Origin of the sequence: Asticcacaulis sp. EMRT-3 (assembly GCF_030027245.1) — a bacterium.
Taxonomy (GTDB): domain Bacteria; phylum Pseudomonadota; class Alphaproteobacteria; order Caulobacterales; family Caulobacteraceae; genus Asticcacaulis.
Genome location: NZ_JASERT010000001.1, coordinates 326,332 through 341,067, shown reverse-complemented (window position 1 = coordinate 341,067; position 14,736 = coordinate 326,332). Strand labels below are relative to the sequence as shown.

Sequence of the window (14,736 nt, the reverse complement as noted above, 5' to 3'; positions counted from 1 at the left end):
TTAAAGCCCATAGCCTCGGCAAGCCCGCCCGACATGACAAGACGTGTATTGAGGATCATCCTCGTGCTCTTACCCCTCTTGGCGCGCCAGGTATAGTCCTCTAAACTTGACGATACCGCAAAACCCCACTGGACTCACGCCCATGACCCTCGACGCCACCTATAATCCCGGCAATATCTTCGCCAAGATCATCAGCGGCGACATTCCGTGCGCCAGGGTTTACGAAGACGAGCGGATTTTAAGCTTTATGGACGCCTTTCCGCAAAGCAAGGGCCACACGCTGGTCATCCCCAAGGTGGCGGCCTGCAACCTGTTCGACATCGGTGATGACGATCTGCAAAACCTGATCGTGCACACCCGCCGCATCGCGCGTGCCGTGCGCGACGCCCTGGCGCCTGATGGGCTGCGCATTATTCAGTTCAATGGCGAAGCCGCCGGCCAGACCGTCTTCCATCTCCATTTCCACATCCTGCCGATCTGGGAAGGCCAGACACCCGCCCGCCACGGCGAAAGTGGCATGGCCGATATCGAGGTGCTGAAGGCCACGGCGGCGCGCATCGCCGAAAAGCTTGCCCGATCATGAGTGCCTTTCTCGTTTTGCGCCACGGCCAGACCGACTGGAATCAGCAGATGCGTTTGCAGGGCTCGACCGACATTCCGCTCAATGCCACAGGCCGCGAACAGGCGAAGACGGCGGCCGGTTTTCTGGCCGGTCAGGGGGTGACGCGCATTATCGCCAGTCCCCTGTCGCGCGCGCTGGAAACGGCCCGCATCGTGGGCGAACGCCTCGGCATCGAACCGGTCACCGATGGGCGACTGATCGAGCGCAATTTCGGCCTGTTCGAAGGCATGACGCTCGACGAGGTGCGTCAGCACCGTCAGGAGATGCGCGCCTTCATGAACCCGAAGGCCGATATTGACGGCAAGCATTACCCCGATAATGCCGAGCCGCTGGGCGAGGTGATCGATCGCGTTTTTGATTGCGTCAATGCGTACCGCGAGGACGAAACCTGCCTGTTCGTCTGTCACGGCATTCCGTTTCGCGCCATTTCACGCAAATTTCTCGATGATATGTATTCCAGCCCCAATGCCGCACCAGTCAGGTTCGAGGCGGATGGTGGGACATGGCGGATGATCGCGCTCGATCCTGATAATGCGCCGATCCGTCAGGTGTTTAACGCCCAGACGACGATGGGGCCGATTTAGCAGAGCGCTCCCCCAAAAAGCGGATCCACTTTTTGGATAAGGAAGAGCTATAAGACAAAGGCTTAGCCTCAGGCTGAAAAGCGCCACAAGCGCCGGGCTCAGGGTGAAACCTTTGCATAAGACAGACGCAATCCCAGCCTGATCCATCACGCTTTACAGAACCATGTCCGGCGATAAGGCTGTTTTGTATAATCACGATCAGGAGCCATATGTCTGAGATACGCATCATCGCCTGGGTTGGCCCGGAATATCCCGCCGCTGTCGCTGTACGCCGCGCCGTACTGCGCGCGCCTTTGGACCTTGATTTCACGCCTGAACAACTGGCCGCCGAAGCCGCCGACACCCATATTTGCGCCTTTACCGATGGCGAACTGACGGGCACGGTGATCCTGTCGCCTTATGACGGGCAGACCGTGAAACTGCGCCAGATGGCCACGGCGGACAACAGGCGCGGTCAGGGCCTGGGCTCCGCCCTGCTGACCGCCGCCGAAGCCGAGGCGAGACGACAAGGCAAGTACCGCATCGTGCTGGCGGCGCGCCTTGACGCACAGGGCTTTTACCAACGCCACGGCTATGCTGCGCAAGGCGGCATTTTCACCGAAGTCACCCTGCCCCACATCCTGATGTCGCGCGCAATATAGACTTGCCAGCCGCCCTAAATGCCAGTATCAGACCCGCTCCCGACTACAGGCCCCTGTGGTGGAATTGGTAGACGCGCCGGATTCAAAATCCGGTTCCGAGAGGAGTGTCGGTTCGAGTCCGACCGGGGGCACCAAGGTTATCCACAGGCCCTGTGGACTACTTGAAAAATCCCTTAAAATCTGGTAGGTTATACGTGTCGCAGGCCACGGCCGTCCACCCGTTTCCACCCGCATCCACGCGATTTTGGGGTAGAATTGGGGGTATAGCCCAAAAGCTGTCACACGGTATGTTGCTATTAAGTTCCAGGAGGGAACATGGCTCTATCGGAAATGACGGCGCGCAACGCGAAGCCGACAACTAAGCCCTTCAAGCTCTACGATGAGGGCGGTCTCTATCTTTTTGTCACGCCGTCGGGTGGAAAATTTTGGCGGGTGAAGTATCGATGGCAAGGCGCTGAGAAAGTGCTGTCGGTCGGTTCTTATCCAGAGATAAGCCTTAAAGATGCGCGGCAGAGGCGCGACGACGCCCGTGTCCTGCTTGCCAACGCGGTCGATCCCTACGAGGAACGGAAGCGTGAGGAGAAGGCAAGAATTCTGGAGAAGAGCAGCACCTTGCGTGTCGTCGCGCACGAATTTATCGAGAAAAAGCGCAAGGACGGCTTTTCAGAGAAAACGCTCTACAAGATGGCCTGGTTCTTTTCCCTGATCGAAAAAGACCTTGGAGACCAAGCACTCGTTGATCTGATGCCCTACGAGATTCTCCAGGCCATCCGTAAGGTGGAAGCCAACGGACATCATGAGACGGCAAACCGCATCAGAGCGTTTATCTCTAGGGTCTGCCGCTACGGCATCCTGACGGGACGAGCTGCGACAAATCCCGCCGCCGAACTGGGGGAAGCGCTCATAAAACCAAAAGTGCGGCACCACGCGGCCATTATTGATCCGGGTGCGTTCGGCCAGCTCTTGCGAGATATTGAAGCCTACCACGGCTACATCGGCACGCGGCTGGCTTTAAGGCTCCTACCTCATATATTCGTTCGCCCCGGAGAGCTTCGCAGCGCCGAATGGACGGAAGTGGACCGTGGCAACTGCGTCTGGAAAATACCGTCTGAGAAAATGAAAATGCGGGAACCTCATTCCGTGCCCCTATCTCGACAGTCGTTGGCAATTATCAATGAAGCACATGTCAGGTTCGGCAATTACAAACTGATGTTCCCGGCGCATAAGGATTGGCGAAAGCCCATGTCCGACAACACTCTAAACCTAGCGCTTCGGAGAATGGGTTATGGCAACGACGAGATGGTGTCGCACGGCTTCCGCAGCACAGCCAGCACGCTTCTCAACGAATCAAGGCTTTGGACACCGGAGACCATTGAACTGGCCCTGTCACATGTGGACGACAGTGTACGTGGTATCTATCAGCGTAGCCAGTTTTGGGATGAGCGGGTAGAAATGGCGCAATGGTGGTCCGACTATCTCGATCACTTACGAGCGGGCGTAGATATCCTTTCTCCCAAGCAGTTTGCGCAGCGGCTGAAAGTGGCCTCCCGATCTATCGAGCCAAAGACTGGCTATACGTCAAATGTGACCATGACAGTGCGTTTCCCAGGTCAAAATTATGGTTAGAAGCACCATCCGAGCTAGTCACGTTTACGGCCTTTTGCTCTTTAGTGTGCATCGCACAAAATGCGGCCTTACTTTACCTTGTGAAAAATAGAACAAAAAAGGTACGCAGTGAAGGCAAGATAAAGCTCAACTCCCGTTTCGCCTAAGTTCTTGTCTGCACATCGTTTTTGGTGACTTCTTTTGAAAACTGGGAGTTATTTCGCTGTAATCAATTGTTTTTGTTAATTTAATCGACATTTTGCGCTCCGCACAAAAAATGTCTCCCAAAAGGGCTCTTAGCAGGTCCCTGGCCTATGGTTGGCCGGACCTGTCAAGAGCCCGCACGGCACGATGTTTAGACCCTCAATGAAATTTCGACCGCTCTTGTTTGTTGTGCTCCGTGACCTCATTTGGCGCTGCCTGTCCCTCCTAGGGCTATCAGTTAAACCGGGTCAGCATGGTATTATTCGGTCTGGAGGGCTTCCACATGCCAGATACCAACGACAAGATTTCATATCGGATAGACGAGGCTGTGAAGGCGTCAGGCCTGGGCCGGTCATTCCTTTACGAAAGGATCGCCGAAGGGGCCTTGCGGTCGGTAAAGGTTGGCGGGCGGCGTCTGATCATGCGCCGTGACCTGTTGGAGTTCATCGACGGCGGGAATTCAGAGAAAGCGCCCGCGCCGCCAGTGTCAGCAATTGTGCCGGCGCCGAAGCCCGACGCCAACGGGCTTCCACAATGGACACAGCTCGAATTGCCATTGAAGAAGCGTAGGTAGGCCGCACTCGTAATAGGGCCGCTGCAAAAGCGGTAGCCCACGCCCGGCAGCGGTGCTAGACTCGGATTTCCACCTGACAGGAATCCCGATGCTGGCCGATCAGCTCTCTCACTTACCGGATACGAAACGCCGCGAGCTTGAGCGCGTGGTCAAGGTGCTGTTCGATGAGTTCGAGGATGTCACTAAAACCAAGCTGTCGGACAAGCGGAAACTCGGTCGTATTTTGAAGGTGATCCTGTTCGGCTCCTATGCGCGCGGCGACTGGGTGGAAGACCGGCTTTCAGGCTATCGATCCGACTACGATCTGCTGATCGTGGTCAACAGCCATCAGTTTACCGATTTGCATGAATATTGGGGCAAGGCAGATGAGCATTTCATCCGCGAAGTGACTGTCACTCAGCATATCAAAACCCCTGTCAACTTCATTGTCCACGATCTCGCCGATGTAAACGACCAGCTTGCCAAGGGCCGCCCTTTTTTCACTGACATCGCCCGTGACGGCATCATGCTTTACGAAGCGCCTGGTCATCCCCTGATCAAGCCGAAGCCGCTCACGGCGGCGGAGATCAAGGCTGAGGCTCAAGCCAACTTCGATCAATGGTTTCCAGACGCGGTCGAGTTTCAAAACATTGCTGGCTATTGCATAGAACGGAACAATCTCAAGCTCGCCGCATTCAACCTGCACCAAGCGGCAGAGAGACTATATCATTGTCTCTTGCTCGTGCTGACATTGTACAGCCCTAAAAGCCATCGCATCACTTTGCTCCGGTCGCAAGCAGAGGCCCTAGATGACCGCCTCAAGGCCGTCTGGCCCAATGACACCAAACTACATAGGCAAGCCTTTGACCGGCTTCGCAGAGCGTATGTAGAGGCACGCTACTCCGCTGAGTATGCGGTCTCCGAGGACGAACTCGAATGGCTCAACGAGCGGATCACCATTCTCCGAGATATAGTCCAAGCAGTCTGCCGGGAGCGCCTCGGCACTTAGTTTGTTCGCATCTATGCCTCAGCTTTTAAAGAATTCCCTGAAAAAAATAGGTGGAAAACAACAATCTGTTCATGAAATCACTGCCTTACTAATTTCTGAGAAATCACTTATGATGATTTTTTTGAAGCACCAGTTGGGGTTTATGCAGAAAGTAGCACTAAAACAACGAGAGCTTGCTGCTTTTTATACGCCAGTGGGTGTGAGCGAAGTCCTGTCCGAATGGGCAATACGTTCGCCATCGGACCTAGTATTAGAGCCAAGCTTTGGCGGTTGCGGGTTTATCAAGTCTTCCATCGATAGACTGACAAACCACGGCAATATACGCCCTCAAGACAATATCCACGGTTGCGACATTGATCCGGTGGCATTTAGCCACTTGAGCGACCTCATTGGGGTGGACTTTGACACTGCTCATTTTTTGAATGAAGACTTCTTAGTGCCGCCAACTAAAGTCGACTGGGTCTCGAAATTTGGTGTGGTAATCGGCAACCCGCCATATCTTTCTTACCATAAGGTAGATCCTCAGATTCGTGCGAAAGCTGTGGAGGTTATCCGCTCGTTAGGCGTCCGAATGAATAATCGGGCAAGCCTTTGGGCTTATTTTGTCCTGCTTTCCGTCCAATATCTGAGTGCTAACGGACGTATGGCGTGGGTCTTGCCAGGTAGCCTACTACAGGCGGACTATGCCACCGATCTTCGTCGCTACCTTGTCAGCCACTTCCATCGCGTAAGAGCGTTTTCCATTCACGAACGTTTGTTCTTGAATGAAGGAACCGATGAAGAGACTGCAATTTTGTTGGCCGAGGGATTTAGTGTTACGCCTAGGCAAGTTTTCCAATCCGACATTCCGCTCACCTATTGCCACGATTTGGAAGCTTTCAAAACCGCAGTGTGGCAGTGGAACGCGGGCCACGACATCTCTGAAGCCTCGTGTTTATCTCCCGTTGGTGGGCGCTTAAGTAATGTCACCCGCAATTTGATTGGAGAAGTAGCTGACCGTGAGGATTGCGGTATGCTGGGCGATTACCTGAACGTTCGCATTGGAGTTGTTACAGGTGACAATCCCCATTTCCTTCTGTCCCGACCAAAAGCGCAAGAGCTAGGGATCGCCGAAAAAGATTTGGAGCCTATTCTTGCAAAATTCGGATATTTCGATGGCCTTGAATTCCATCAAAGAGATTATGAAGCACTTCTAGGCAAGGGGGCAAAGGCCCTTATGGTCAGCGCTAAAATAGACACGAGCAATCCACCAGGGTTACAGGCTTACCTAGATAGCTATCCAGAATCGAAAAAAAAATCGATAGGAACTTTTCGGAAACGTAGGGTGTGGTGCTGTCCGCAAGACGGCAATATTCCCGACGCATTTTTCCCTGTAATGCACCACCACGGCCCAAGGCTAATTCTAAACCGCTTTGGCTCGAATTGCACTAACACGCTACATCGTGTATTTTTTAAGATGAAGCTGTCCGAAGGTCAGGCTGAGCTTATTTCCATCTCACTTTTGACATCGTATTCGCAAATTTCCGCAGAAATTGTTGGTCGAAAATATGGGTCAGGAGTTCTGAAACACGAGCCCCGAGATGCAGAAAAAATAAGCGTGGTACTTCCGAAAGGCATTTCACTGTCAGCGATTATTGATCGATATGCAGATATAGACCAAGCTCTGCGAGCTGGTGACCCAGTCCAAGCGCGTGAATTGGCGGATGACTTTATTTTCAGACCGATTTTTGGCGCATCACACAATCAAGAAATCCGGCTACTTTCGGATCAACTAACTATGCTCCGTGAAAGCCGCGTTCCGGATCGCAAAAAGAAGACAACCTAGACCTTAACGGTCATTCCAGCATTGGCTAAGAATGGTGCCAGACCCTGAAGCCTCCACTGCGTTTCGCATCTTTTCAATTAAATATGGGTAGCAAAGCTTTTCGCTGGCTTTGATATAACTTGCCAATACGCGATCCTCTCGAAGGCTCTCTCGCCAGATGTCTCCGTAGAAATTCGCAGCGACCGCCTCGCAGAGCAGAACCGTGTCCATTAGCAACGCATTCCAGCGTGGCACTTTAATTTTTGCATCTAGGCTTCGATCGGCGTGAACATGACCGCCATACTGCAAGTGCATTTTGGGGCCGTCTTGGGTGCTGTTTCCAAGGTCAAAATGCCAACGTGGGCAAACGATCCCTTCTGTTTGATACCTGAGAGTCAGGGAAATATCCCATGCTTGAAAAGGGAAGCCCTCCGTATCTCCTGTAACTCTAATATGGTCGACGCTGATCTCCGGGGAGTACGCATCACCAGCCTCATCCAAAACTGCGTTGAATCTTAGCGGGTTTTCACGCGATATTGTGTATTCCCAATCGTTGCTTGTGCGTTGCCGCCGTAAGGGGGAGACAGCGGCCTCGATCCAAGCATTGCTATCGGCAGTTAAAATTCCAGCGTCAACCAATTTGCCCACTGTACCTGTCAGTGCTGTTGCCATGTCACGGGCTGGCGGAAAAGTTGTCATTTCCGCTCCACCTTTCCGTCTCGTATGTCTTCGGCGATCCTTTCATCGAGCTGGTCGACATGTAAGTGGCGTTGCTCGAACAATCCTGTAGATACACAGTCGAAACAAATACGTTGACGTTGGCTAAACGTTGGTGCCCAAGGATCGAAAGCAGCGATAGAATTAGTCAACTCGGTGGGCCGTCCGCAGCTTGAACACGCGAACGAGGAACGCACATTTGTCTCGCCCGTCCAAGGTGAGGGTGCTGGGGCGAACTCAGTGCCTAGTACACCGTTAATTTTGGTTGATCTGTCCTCGTTCGAAACGTCCAACGAAGTCTTCCCAAAGACTTCCTTTAGAAAATCTCGAAGCTTATGGTTCCAAATCCTGGGCCAACCTGAGGACAAAATTCCTTTGTACGCAAGCTCTTCATGCGAATGGAGTCGTTCAAAGGCATCACCCGCATGAGCTTGAGCAATGCCCAATAACGCGGCAACATCATTCGCCCCAACCAGCAAACCGGCACGCTCTATGATTTGGCGCTTAAAAAATCGAGCCACTTGATGAGGTAGGTTGCCAGCTTCTTTCAGTGCATTTGAAAATCGCGCTGGCTGAATATCATCCCATTCGTCTGGGGCTAAGCCAAGGATGTTCGGAATAAAAGCAACGTCATTTCCCATTCGTTTAATGGCGTCGTAGGCAACACAAAGATCTAAGAGGCGTGCTGGGATAGTACCAGGATTTCCGCCTGCAATATCGCCCTTTAAGATTTTATGATCAAACAAATCGTGAGAAGTTTTATCTGGACCGTAGAGGCTCTTGATATTGTCTTCTGTCGAGATCAGCACGATTGGCATGTCTAAATGCGGGGCCTCAACGGCCAGCTCTCGCACTGTTTGCGCGATAGTGCCTGCCCTATATTTGTTTTGGCCATCTGTTCTGGCGATGCCGTCTAATCGGTAATCTAGTGCAACTATTTCCGGCTGTTCTTTTTGAACTAAATCATATAGCCAACTTATGCTTGCCGGCTCTAACGGTGTAAATTTTATCGATTCGTTTTCTTCGGCCTGGGCGTAGAAACTATTGAGCAAATCGCCATATAGACTTAAGTCCGCTTGGTCATCATCAATGTAGACACCTTTGAACATCTTGACCTAACCTCTCAAAATTCTAAAGGCGAAATTGGTCGAGTAGCCATCACTTGGCGTCGTCAATTCTACCGAACCACCGTAGGCACTTGCTATGTCGGAAACGATTCTAAGTCCGAGTCCAGTTCCGGCACCGCTAAAATCATCTACGCGCCCTTGAGTAGTAGTGAAAAAGGCATCGAAAATCCGATCCCTGATACTATCATGGATGCCAGGACCATTATCTTCGAAATTGATAAGAACAAAATTACCGTCCTCTTTTGCAGAGACCTTAATAAGGTGATTGCCGGGTGAGTTATGTTTTCTCAGGGCTTTTACAGCGTTGGTGGTGAAATTAAACAATGCTGCTTCTAACTCTGATGCGTGCATTTCAATAGTACGCAAATCTCGGGGCTGAACCTCAATTTTTACTTTTATCTCGTTCCTAAGAAGATAAGTTCGAAATTGCTCAAAAAAGGATTCAATAGAGTGAAGCACATGTACCTTTTTTAAAACGCGCGATTGAGTATAGGAAGTTAGATTTTCTATGTACCCACCAAGATTGAATACTCTTCCAACTGCGGTTCTTAATAATTCTATCCTAGATAATAAAGCATCACGCTCCAATTGATCCCTTAAGCTTCCAATTCCCGCCTGAAGTAAAGTGATTTGTCCATTTACAGAATTGTTCATGGCTTTAATCTCGTGACCAAAAATGCTCATTGAGGCACCAAGGGAGGCCAAGATTCGCAACATGTTCTCGTATTCGAGATAGTTATTCTCGTCACTGACAACACCCTCCTGGATTTTTACTGCGAGACTAACTTGAGCTACAGCTTCGGCCAAAGCGGCATCGCGTTCGGGGCCTGTTTGGGTTGCCGCCTCTTCAATCTTCTCTTGCGCTGCGGCTAAGCTTTCGAGCGCAGCTTCGGCAGACGCCTTACGCGCGGGAGTGTAACCCGTAGTTTGCGACGCTTGAACCTTCTTTTGTCGACGCTCAGCGACAAGTTTTACAGCCGCGTAAAGACATTCAAAAGTGAAATTCACAAGTTCCTTGTAAGCGTCATTTTCGACAAGACCTTCACGAGAACTAGTCTCTTCGAGGTTAGGGTTGTCCTTCGCAGATAGTGTCACATGTCCAAAAAAATTATTGTTGTTCATCGCGGCAAGAAGCACGCGACGGGCTTGCCTATCAGATAATCGCAACCAATCGTCTGAGGGCTCACCATACGGCGCTACCCGGAACCCATTTCGATAAACTCTTACGCCACCATACTGCGTCCCCATCGCGGCAGCGGTTTTCTGGGAAATCCCGGACAAAAAGTCGGTGTGGTAGATGAAGTATCGGCTCTCAAGATATACGACCCCGACCTTATCATAGTGCTCTTCGAATTCCACAGTCTCATCAAACCCAAGCCTCTTAGAAATAATCCGCGCCTTCCCTCGACCGTTAGAATCAATGGAGCCAGTGATCTCGGCAAGTGCTAAATTGAGGAAGCTATTTTGGAGATCAAATCGCGCTTTTCGCTTTCCATCCTGCAGGCCATTAATCGTAACTTCAAAGCCAGGGTCTTTGATTGACGCATTTGTCAGCCCGGAAGCGTGATCGGCCGCACCGCCCAAAGGGAATGGCGGCTGCAAAAACAATACTGATCGCCATACCCTTTCGAAATATTCGTCTCGCCAACTGTCTCTCAGATCCTCAATGATAAGCTTGGTGCCCTGAGAGTCCGGCGCTTTATCAAAAGTCGTGATGTCGTTCCAGACATGTCCGAGATCCATCCCAGACCGATATGACGCATCCCAGTCGAATTTAACGCGAATCCCTTTCGCTTGTCCTATCTGACTTGTTTCGAGGGTAAGCTTCTGGCCCAATCGTTGAACAGCAAAACGACCGATACCCTTTCGGCCGGCTCGCGGCCGGTCAAAAATTGGAGACTTAGGATGGTCGATTTTGTCCCGTGTGGACAATCGCATCCACGTATTGCGAATTGTATCCGCGCTCATCCCAGTCCCGGTATCTGCTATGATAAGCGTTCCACCGGGACGGTCGTAGTTTTGAAAACGAATTTCAACACCAGTGGCGTCGGCGTCATAGGCATTTTTTATGAGTTCGGAGAGGGCGGTTTCCTGCTTTCCGACTAGCTCATACCCCAAGCGATTGATATGTCCGGCATCAACCGTGAACCGCACTGAGTTGGTGGATTGATCTAAAAGCTCATCAGTCAGCCTGGCCACAATGGAGGGGTCAGGCGAGTCCTTTGCCAACTCTGCTTGCAGGTCGGCCTTTACATTAGCCATAATAACCCCCTTTTAAATCGCAGGCATCGCGTTTTGATCACCTGTTATCGCATTCCAAGCCCTGCATCAGTTCAACACTGAGGCGATGGTTTGATTCTCTGCCGAATTTCAGTCACTTACCAAATCACTTGAGTGATTTAAATTCGCGCCAATATATGTATCACTATCAGGTATTTAGGAATTAAACATTGCAGAAAGTGATCTTCGATAGTGAAAAACTGACTGTTCGAGACAATGAAGGCAATCTGCATGAACTGTTCGATCACCTAATGTGGTACATCGCTCCCACGCGCACCACATGGAGCAGAGCAGATATTCCGAAGAAACCCACTGAGTTCGCCTTCGCTTTGCACAATGCGTCGATAGGACAAGGCCTAGCCGCTCTTATTCATGGTAGCGGCAAAATGATGCAGCGGGTGTAGCGTAAGGCTTTGTTTTGGCATAGATTATGGGTGTCGAATCCTAAATCATTTCCAACACCGCCGGTGCCACACCCGCCATGGACCAGATTACCGATCTTCCGTTCGATTTGCCAAGCGTTTCGCGCAAGAAAGTCACGGCTGCTTTCGATGGCGGTCGTATCAGTTCCGACGGCGGCGTCATGCTTTTGTCTGCCGCGGAACGCCAGATCGGGATCATCGACCGGCTTTGGCGGCTCATTCCAGACCGTCGCAATCCGTTGCTGGTGACACACTCGGTGGCGTCAATCTTGAAGGCTCGGATCTTCGCCATCGCCTGCGGGTATGAAGATGGCAATGACCTGGGCTCTCTGCGCACCGACCCTGCGTTCAAGCTCGCCTGCGGCCGTCTTCCCGAGGAAGGCAAGGATCTGTGCTCGCAACCCACGCTGTCGCGTTGGGAGAATGCCCCAGATCTTCGTAGCCTGATCCGGCTGACCTACGCCCTGGTCGATCAGTATTGCCATAGCTTTGGCTCGGCCATCCCGGCTGAGATCACGCTCGATATCGACGACACGGTCGACGTCGTCCATGGCCGCCAGCAGTTGTCGTTCTTCAACGCCCATGAAGGCGAGTATTGCTTCAAGCCTATCCACGTCTACGACGTGGCCACGGGTCGGCCGGTCGTGGTCATTCTGCGGCCAGGTAAAACACCTTCCGGCAAAGAGGTGCGTAGCTGGGTCCGCAAGATCGTGCGCCGGATCCGCAAACACTGGCCCAAAACTCACATTACCCTGCGCGGCGACGGGCATTACGCCAGACCCGAGGTCATGGCCTGGGCCGAGCGCAAGGGCGTCGACTATATCTTCGGACTGCCCGGCTCCAAGCCCTTGCATGCCAAGGTCGAAGCCTTTGCCGATCATATCCGTGTCGTTCGCGCCGAACAGCAAGCCGCCGCCGTTCGCGGCTACACCGAAGTCCGCCATGGCGCCCAATCCTGGGGGCGCGAGCGCCGCGTCATTGCTCGTATCGAAGCCACGCCGCTTGGTCTCGACAACCGTTTCGTCGTGACGTCCCTGGGCGATCCCGATCCTGAGACCCTATACGCCAAGCTCTATTGCGCCCGGGGCAATGCGGAGAACTTGATCAAGCTGCACAAGACCCAGCTTAAAAGCGACCGCACCTCCTGCCGTTGCCCCCTGGCCAACCAGATGCGTCTGATCCTCCACACCGCCGCCTATTGGCTCATGCTCACCGTCAGGGATCAAATCCCAAAGGCCCACAAGCTGGCGACCGCAGAGTTCAATACCATCCGGTTGCGCTTACTGAAGATCGGCGCCCGGATCACCGAGACGTCTCATCGCATCAGGATCGCCTTCGCCGCCGCTTGCCCAGAGGCCAGTCTCTTCCGTCACATCATGGCCGCGCTCAAGCCCGCACCTGCATGAAAAATGGGGCTATGCCCCAAAAGCCGCCGCCATCACCATCAACCCCATCGGAGAAAAATCTGGTCCAGCGCGTGGCGAAAAACACGAAGCGGAAAAACGCGTCTCGGCATAGGCCAACCTAAACGGCAACCCGGTCACAGGAACCATGAATGGATCGGGCTAGTGACGGCAATGGACGATTTGCTGGTAGGCATTTCACCGTCGCATATGAAGTTCGGCACTCCAGGCGCAGCGGAAGATCTCTTTGAAAAAATTCGGAAAGAACAATTTCCACATCTACCAAGTCGGCTACGTTCATTTTTCCTGTCTCTTGATCGGGCCACCGCTGAGGAGCGAATGAAGTATTGGCTTTTTAACAACCGTATGATCACCCCATGCTATTTGGTTCTTTCGAGTGGCAGGTACCATTACGCGGACGTCCGAGATTTTGAAGCCGCCGCGAAAGGCGATTTAACCGAAGAAAATGCCCTAAGTTACTGGGGCAGCTATGAGCAAGATAAAGTGCCGATTGGCGTTACGGAAGTAATAGCCGATAGCATGCTCTACTTCCCCGATTGGAAAACATTTCCTCAAATTGAACTTCCTTCTCTGGCTGCTTGGAGCCGTGAGTTTGGAGGAAAATAGGAGGGTTTTGCTATGGCTTGGCAAGACCAGCCGGAATTACCGCTAACCAGCTTCCAAAGCTGCAACCGTAGGCCTTACCTTCTCTTTCGGCCATAGCAGTCCGTAACGCTTGACACACTGCAAAAATAATCTGAGACTATCGCCAGTTCGAGTCCCCAACATTGCTTGGGGTATGGACGGGGGGATGCGCAAATACCCCTCATGCATTCGATGCCAGATGTCAGCCGGTTATTCTTATAACTACCGTCCGACCGGGGGACTCACAATGAACTTCGGTATTAAGCGAGAAAAAGCCAACAAGATCAATGGCTCGAAAATCCGCTCAACGGGACTCAATCAAACCGATAGCAAAAGCGAGCTATCTCGTCCGACCGGGGGCACCAGCACTGTTTTTCAAGACGATTTTCCATTAAAATACAGTACTTTAAACGCTTTCTCAGCGAGCGTCTCTGCGCACTGTAGCAGCGGACTGTATCATTTCGACAGTTTCAAACAGCCAATTACCTCAACAGTTTCAATAGGTAATGCCGAAAACGACTGTAGCATCAAACTGTACCATCAAGCGGTTCAAGATCGTCTTGAGTCAAAATCCCCACAACCATCAGTAAGTGTTCAAAAGGGATCGTTCAGAAGTGCTGGCAGTCACCGCCATACAGCATCCAAGGACGATGGCCGATAGAAATAGCCGCCCGCCAGAACTCGCGCGACGACAATATCATCGAGCTGCCGATGTCACGCGCCGATATTGCCGACTATCTCGGCCTGACCATCGAGACGGTGTCGCGTGTTCTGACAAAGCTCAAGATTGCACGCATTATTCGCCTCGATTCAGCGCGTCACCTCGATGTCCTGCGCTGGGATGTCCTTGAAGACATGACCGCATAAACCGGACGGCCCGTCGGCCTTGCCAGGCTGCGATGAGTCAAAGTCGTCTCAGCCTGGTATAAAGGTTTCCATAGCTGAAAATATGTCCCGCAATGCCAGGCGTGCGAATCGACGATGAGACCCTGCAAAAGGCCTTCACCGCTCGCTCCATGCGGCGTATCCGCCTCATTTGGCTCAGTTTTCAAAACATTTATGATGCAAAATTGCCGCACCTTGATGACAAGTTCTTGCAATCCTGTCGTATTGGGGCCTT

General features: G+C 52.2%; 15 protein-coding genes and 1 tRNA gene. 13 read left to right on the top strand and 3 right to left on the bottom strand.

Translation table 11 applies throughout. The annotated features are described in order from the left end of the window. Positions 1-142 precede the first annotated feature (142 nt). From QB905_RS01645 to QB905_RS01610, 8 genes are all read left to right on the top strand, one after another. Entirely contained in the window at positions 143-583 is a 441-nt protein-coding gene (locus QB905_RS01645; RefSeq protein WP_282972833.1) for an HIT family protein, read from the top strand. Next, positions 580-1,206 carry a histidine phosphatase family protein gene (locus QB905_RS01640; RefSeq protein ID WP_282972832.1) on the top strand — a complete coding sequence of 209 codons (627 nt, stop codon included), beginning with the start codon at positions 580-582 and terminating at the stop codon, positions 1,204-1,206. The genes QB905_RS01645 and QB905_RS01640 overlap by 4 nt, the downstream gene beginning before the upstream one ends. Positions 1,207-1,415: 209 nt before the next feature. After that, positions 1,416-1,847 (top strand): GNAT family N-acetyltransferase, encoded by a 432-nt coding sequence (locus QB905_RS01635; RefSeq protein WP_282972831.1) that lies wholly within the window; start codon positions 1,416-1,418, stop codon positions 1,845-1,847. Between the two features lie 49 nt (positions 1,848-1,896). Beyond that, positions 1,897-1,981, top strand: a tRNA-Leu gene (locus QB905_RS01630). A 181-nt stretch (positions 1,982-2,162) separates the two neighbouring features. After that, entirely contained in the window at positions 2,163-3,473 is a 1,311-nt protein-coding gene (locus QB905_RS01625) for a tyrosine-type recombinase/integrase (RefSeq protein ID WP_282972830.1), read from the top strand. Positions 3,474-3,939: 466 nt separating this feature from the next. Further along, a complete protein-coding gene (locus QB905_RS01620) occupies positions 3,940-4,230 on the top strand; it encodes an excisionase family DNA-binding protein (protein ID WP_282972829.1) in 291 nt (96 codons plus the stop codon). A gap of 88 nt (positions 4,231-4,318) precedes the next feature. Further along, entirely contained in the window at positions 4,319-5,218 is a 900-nt protein-coding gene (locus QB905_RS01615) for a nucleotidyltransferase and HEPN domain-containing protein (protein ID WP_282972828.1), read from the top strand. 1 nt (position 5,219) lies between these two features. Then, complete coding sequence (locus tag QB905_RS01610) at positions 5,220-7,043, top strand: N-6 DNA methylase (RefSeq protein WP_282972827.1); 1,824 nt, start codon at positions 5,220-5,222, stop codon at positions 7,041-7,043. 3 nt (positions 7,044-7,046) lie between these two features. Here the strand turns inward: QB905_RS01610 and QB905_RS01605 are convergent, their stop codons facing one another. Genes QB905_RS01605 through QB905_RS01595 form a run of 3 tightly spaced genes read right to left on the bottom strand, consistent with a single transcriptional unit; the run spans position 7,047 to position 11,128 of the window. After that, on the bottom strand, positions 7,047-7,694 hold the full coding sequence (locus QB905_RS01605; RefSeq protein WP_282972826.1) for a hypothetical protein: 648 nt from the start codon (positions 7,692-7,694) through the stop codon (positions 7,047-7,049). Positions 7,695-7,717: 23 nt separating this feature from the next. After that, entirely contained in the window at positions 7,718-8,848 is a 1,131-nt protein-coding gene (locus QB905_RS01600) for a hypothetical protein (protein WP_282972825.1), read from the bottom strand. 6 nt (positions 8,849-8,854) lie between these two features. Then, positions 8,855-11,128 (bottom strand): sensor histidine kinase, encoded by a 2,274-nt coding sequence (locus QB905_RS01595; RefSeq protein ID WP_282972824.1) that lies wholly within the window; start codon positions 11,126-11,128, stop codon positions 8,855-8,857. Between the two features lie 188 nt (positions 11,129-11,316). On the opposite strand from QB905_RS01595, the gene QB905_RS01590 reads away from it, so the two are divergent. The 5 genes from QB905_RS01590 (at position 11,317) to QB905_RS15255 (ending at position 14,483) form a co-directional block, all read left to right on the top strand. After that, a complete protein-coding gene (locus tag QB905_RS01590) occupies positions 11,317-11,550 on the top strand; it encodes a hypothetical protein (protein ID WP_282972823.1) in 234 nt (77 codons plus the stop codon). A gap of 77 nt (positions 11,551-11,627) precedes the next feature. Beyond that, positions 11,628-12,974 carry an IS1380 family transposase gene (locus tag QB905_RS01585; protein ID WP_282972822.1) on the top strand — a complete coding sequence of 449 codons (1,347 nt, stop codon included), beginning with the start codon at positions 11,628-11,630 and terminating at the stop codon, positions 12,972-12,974. A gap of 171 nt (positions 12,975-13,145) precedes the next feature. After that, entirely contained in the window at positions 13,146-13,598 is a 453-nt protein-coding gene (locus tag QB905_RS01580; RefSeq protein WP_282972821.1) for a hypothetical protein, read from the top strand. A gap of 265 nt (positions 13,599-13,863) precedes the next feature. Continuing rightward, positions 13,864-14,277 carry a hypothetical protein gene (locus QB905_RS01575; RefSeq protein ID WP_282972820.1) on the top strand — a complete coding sequence of 138 codons (414 nt, stop codon included), beginning with the start codon at positions 13,864-13,866 and terminating at the stop codon, positions 14,275-14,277. 50 nt (positions 14,278-14,327) lie between these two features. Continuing rightward, positions 14,328-14,483 (top strand): helix-turn-helix domain-containing protein, encoded by a 156-nt coding sequence (locus tag QB905_RS15255; RefSeq protein WP_461781758.1) that lies wholly within the window; start codon positions 14,328-14,330, stop codon positions 14,481-14,483. The last annotated feature ends 253 nt before the right edge of the window (positions 14,484-14,736 follow it).

Coding starts and splice junctions, on each gene's coding strand:
- QB905_RS01640 (WP_282972832.1), top strand. CDS start 580: ATGAGTGCCTTTCTCGTTTTGCGCCACGGCCAGACCGACTGGAATCAG.
- QB905_RS01585 (WP_282972822.1), top strand. CDS start 11,628: ATGGACCAGATTACCGATCTTCCGTTCGATTTGCCAAGCGTTTCGCGC.
- QB905_RS01580 (WP_282972821.1), top strand. CDS start 13,146: ATGGACGATTTGCTGGTAGGCATTTCACCGTCGCATATGAAGTTCGGC.
- QB905_RS01635 (WP_282972831.1), top strand. CDS start 1,416: ATGTCTGAGATACGCATCATCGCCTGGGTTGGCCCGGAATATCCCGCC.
- QB905_RS01620 (WP_282972829.1), top strand. CDS start 3,940: ATGCCAGATACCAACGACAAGATTTCATATCGGATAGACGAGGCTGTG.
- QB905_RS01600 (WP_282972825.1), bottom strand. CDS start 8,848: ATGTTCAAAGGTGTCTACATTGATGATGACCAAGCGGACTTAAGTCTA.
- QB905_RS01605 (WP_282972826.1), bottom strand. CDS start 7,694: ATGGCAACAGCACTGACAGGTACAGTGGGCAAATTGGTTGACGCTGGA.
- QB905_RS01645 (WP_282972833.1), top strand. CDS start 143: ATGACCCTCGACGCCACCTATAATCCCGGCAATATCTTCGCCAAGATC.
- QB905_RS01615 (WP_282972828.1), top strand. CDS start 4,319: ATGCTGGCCGATCAGCTCTCTCACTTACCGGATACGAAACGCCGCGAG.
- QB905_RS01625 (WP_282972830.1), top strand. CDS start 2,163: ATGGCTCTATCGGAAATGACGGCGCGCAACGCGAAGCCGACAACTAAG.
- QB905_RS15255 (WP_461781758.1), top strand. CDS start 14,328: ATGTCACGCGCCGATATTGCCGACTATCTCGGCCTGACCATCGAGACG.
- QB905_RS01595 (WP_282972824.1), bottom strand. CDS start 11,128: ATGGCTAATGTAAAGGCCGACCTGCAAGCAGAGTTGGCAAAGGACTCG.
- QB905_RS01575 (WP_282972820.1), top strand. CDS start 13,864: ATGAACTTCGGTATTAAGCGAGAAAAAGCCAACAAGATCAATGGCTCG.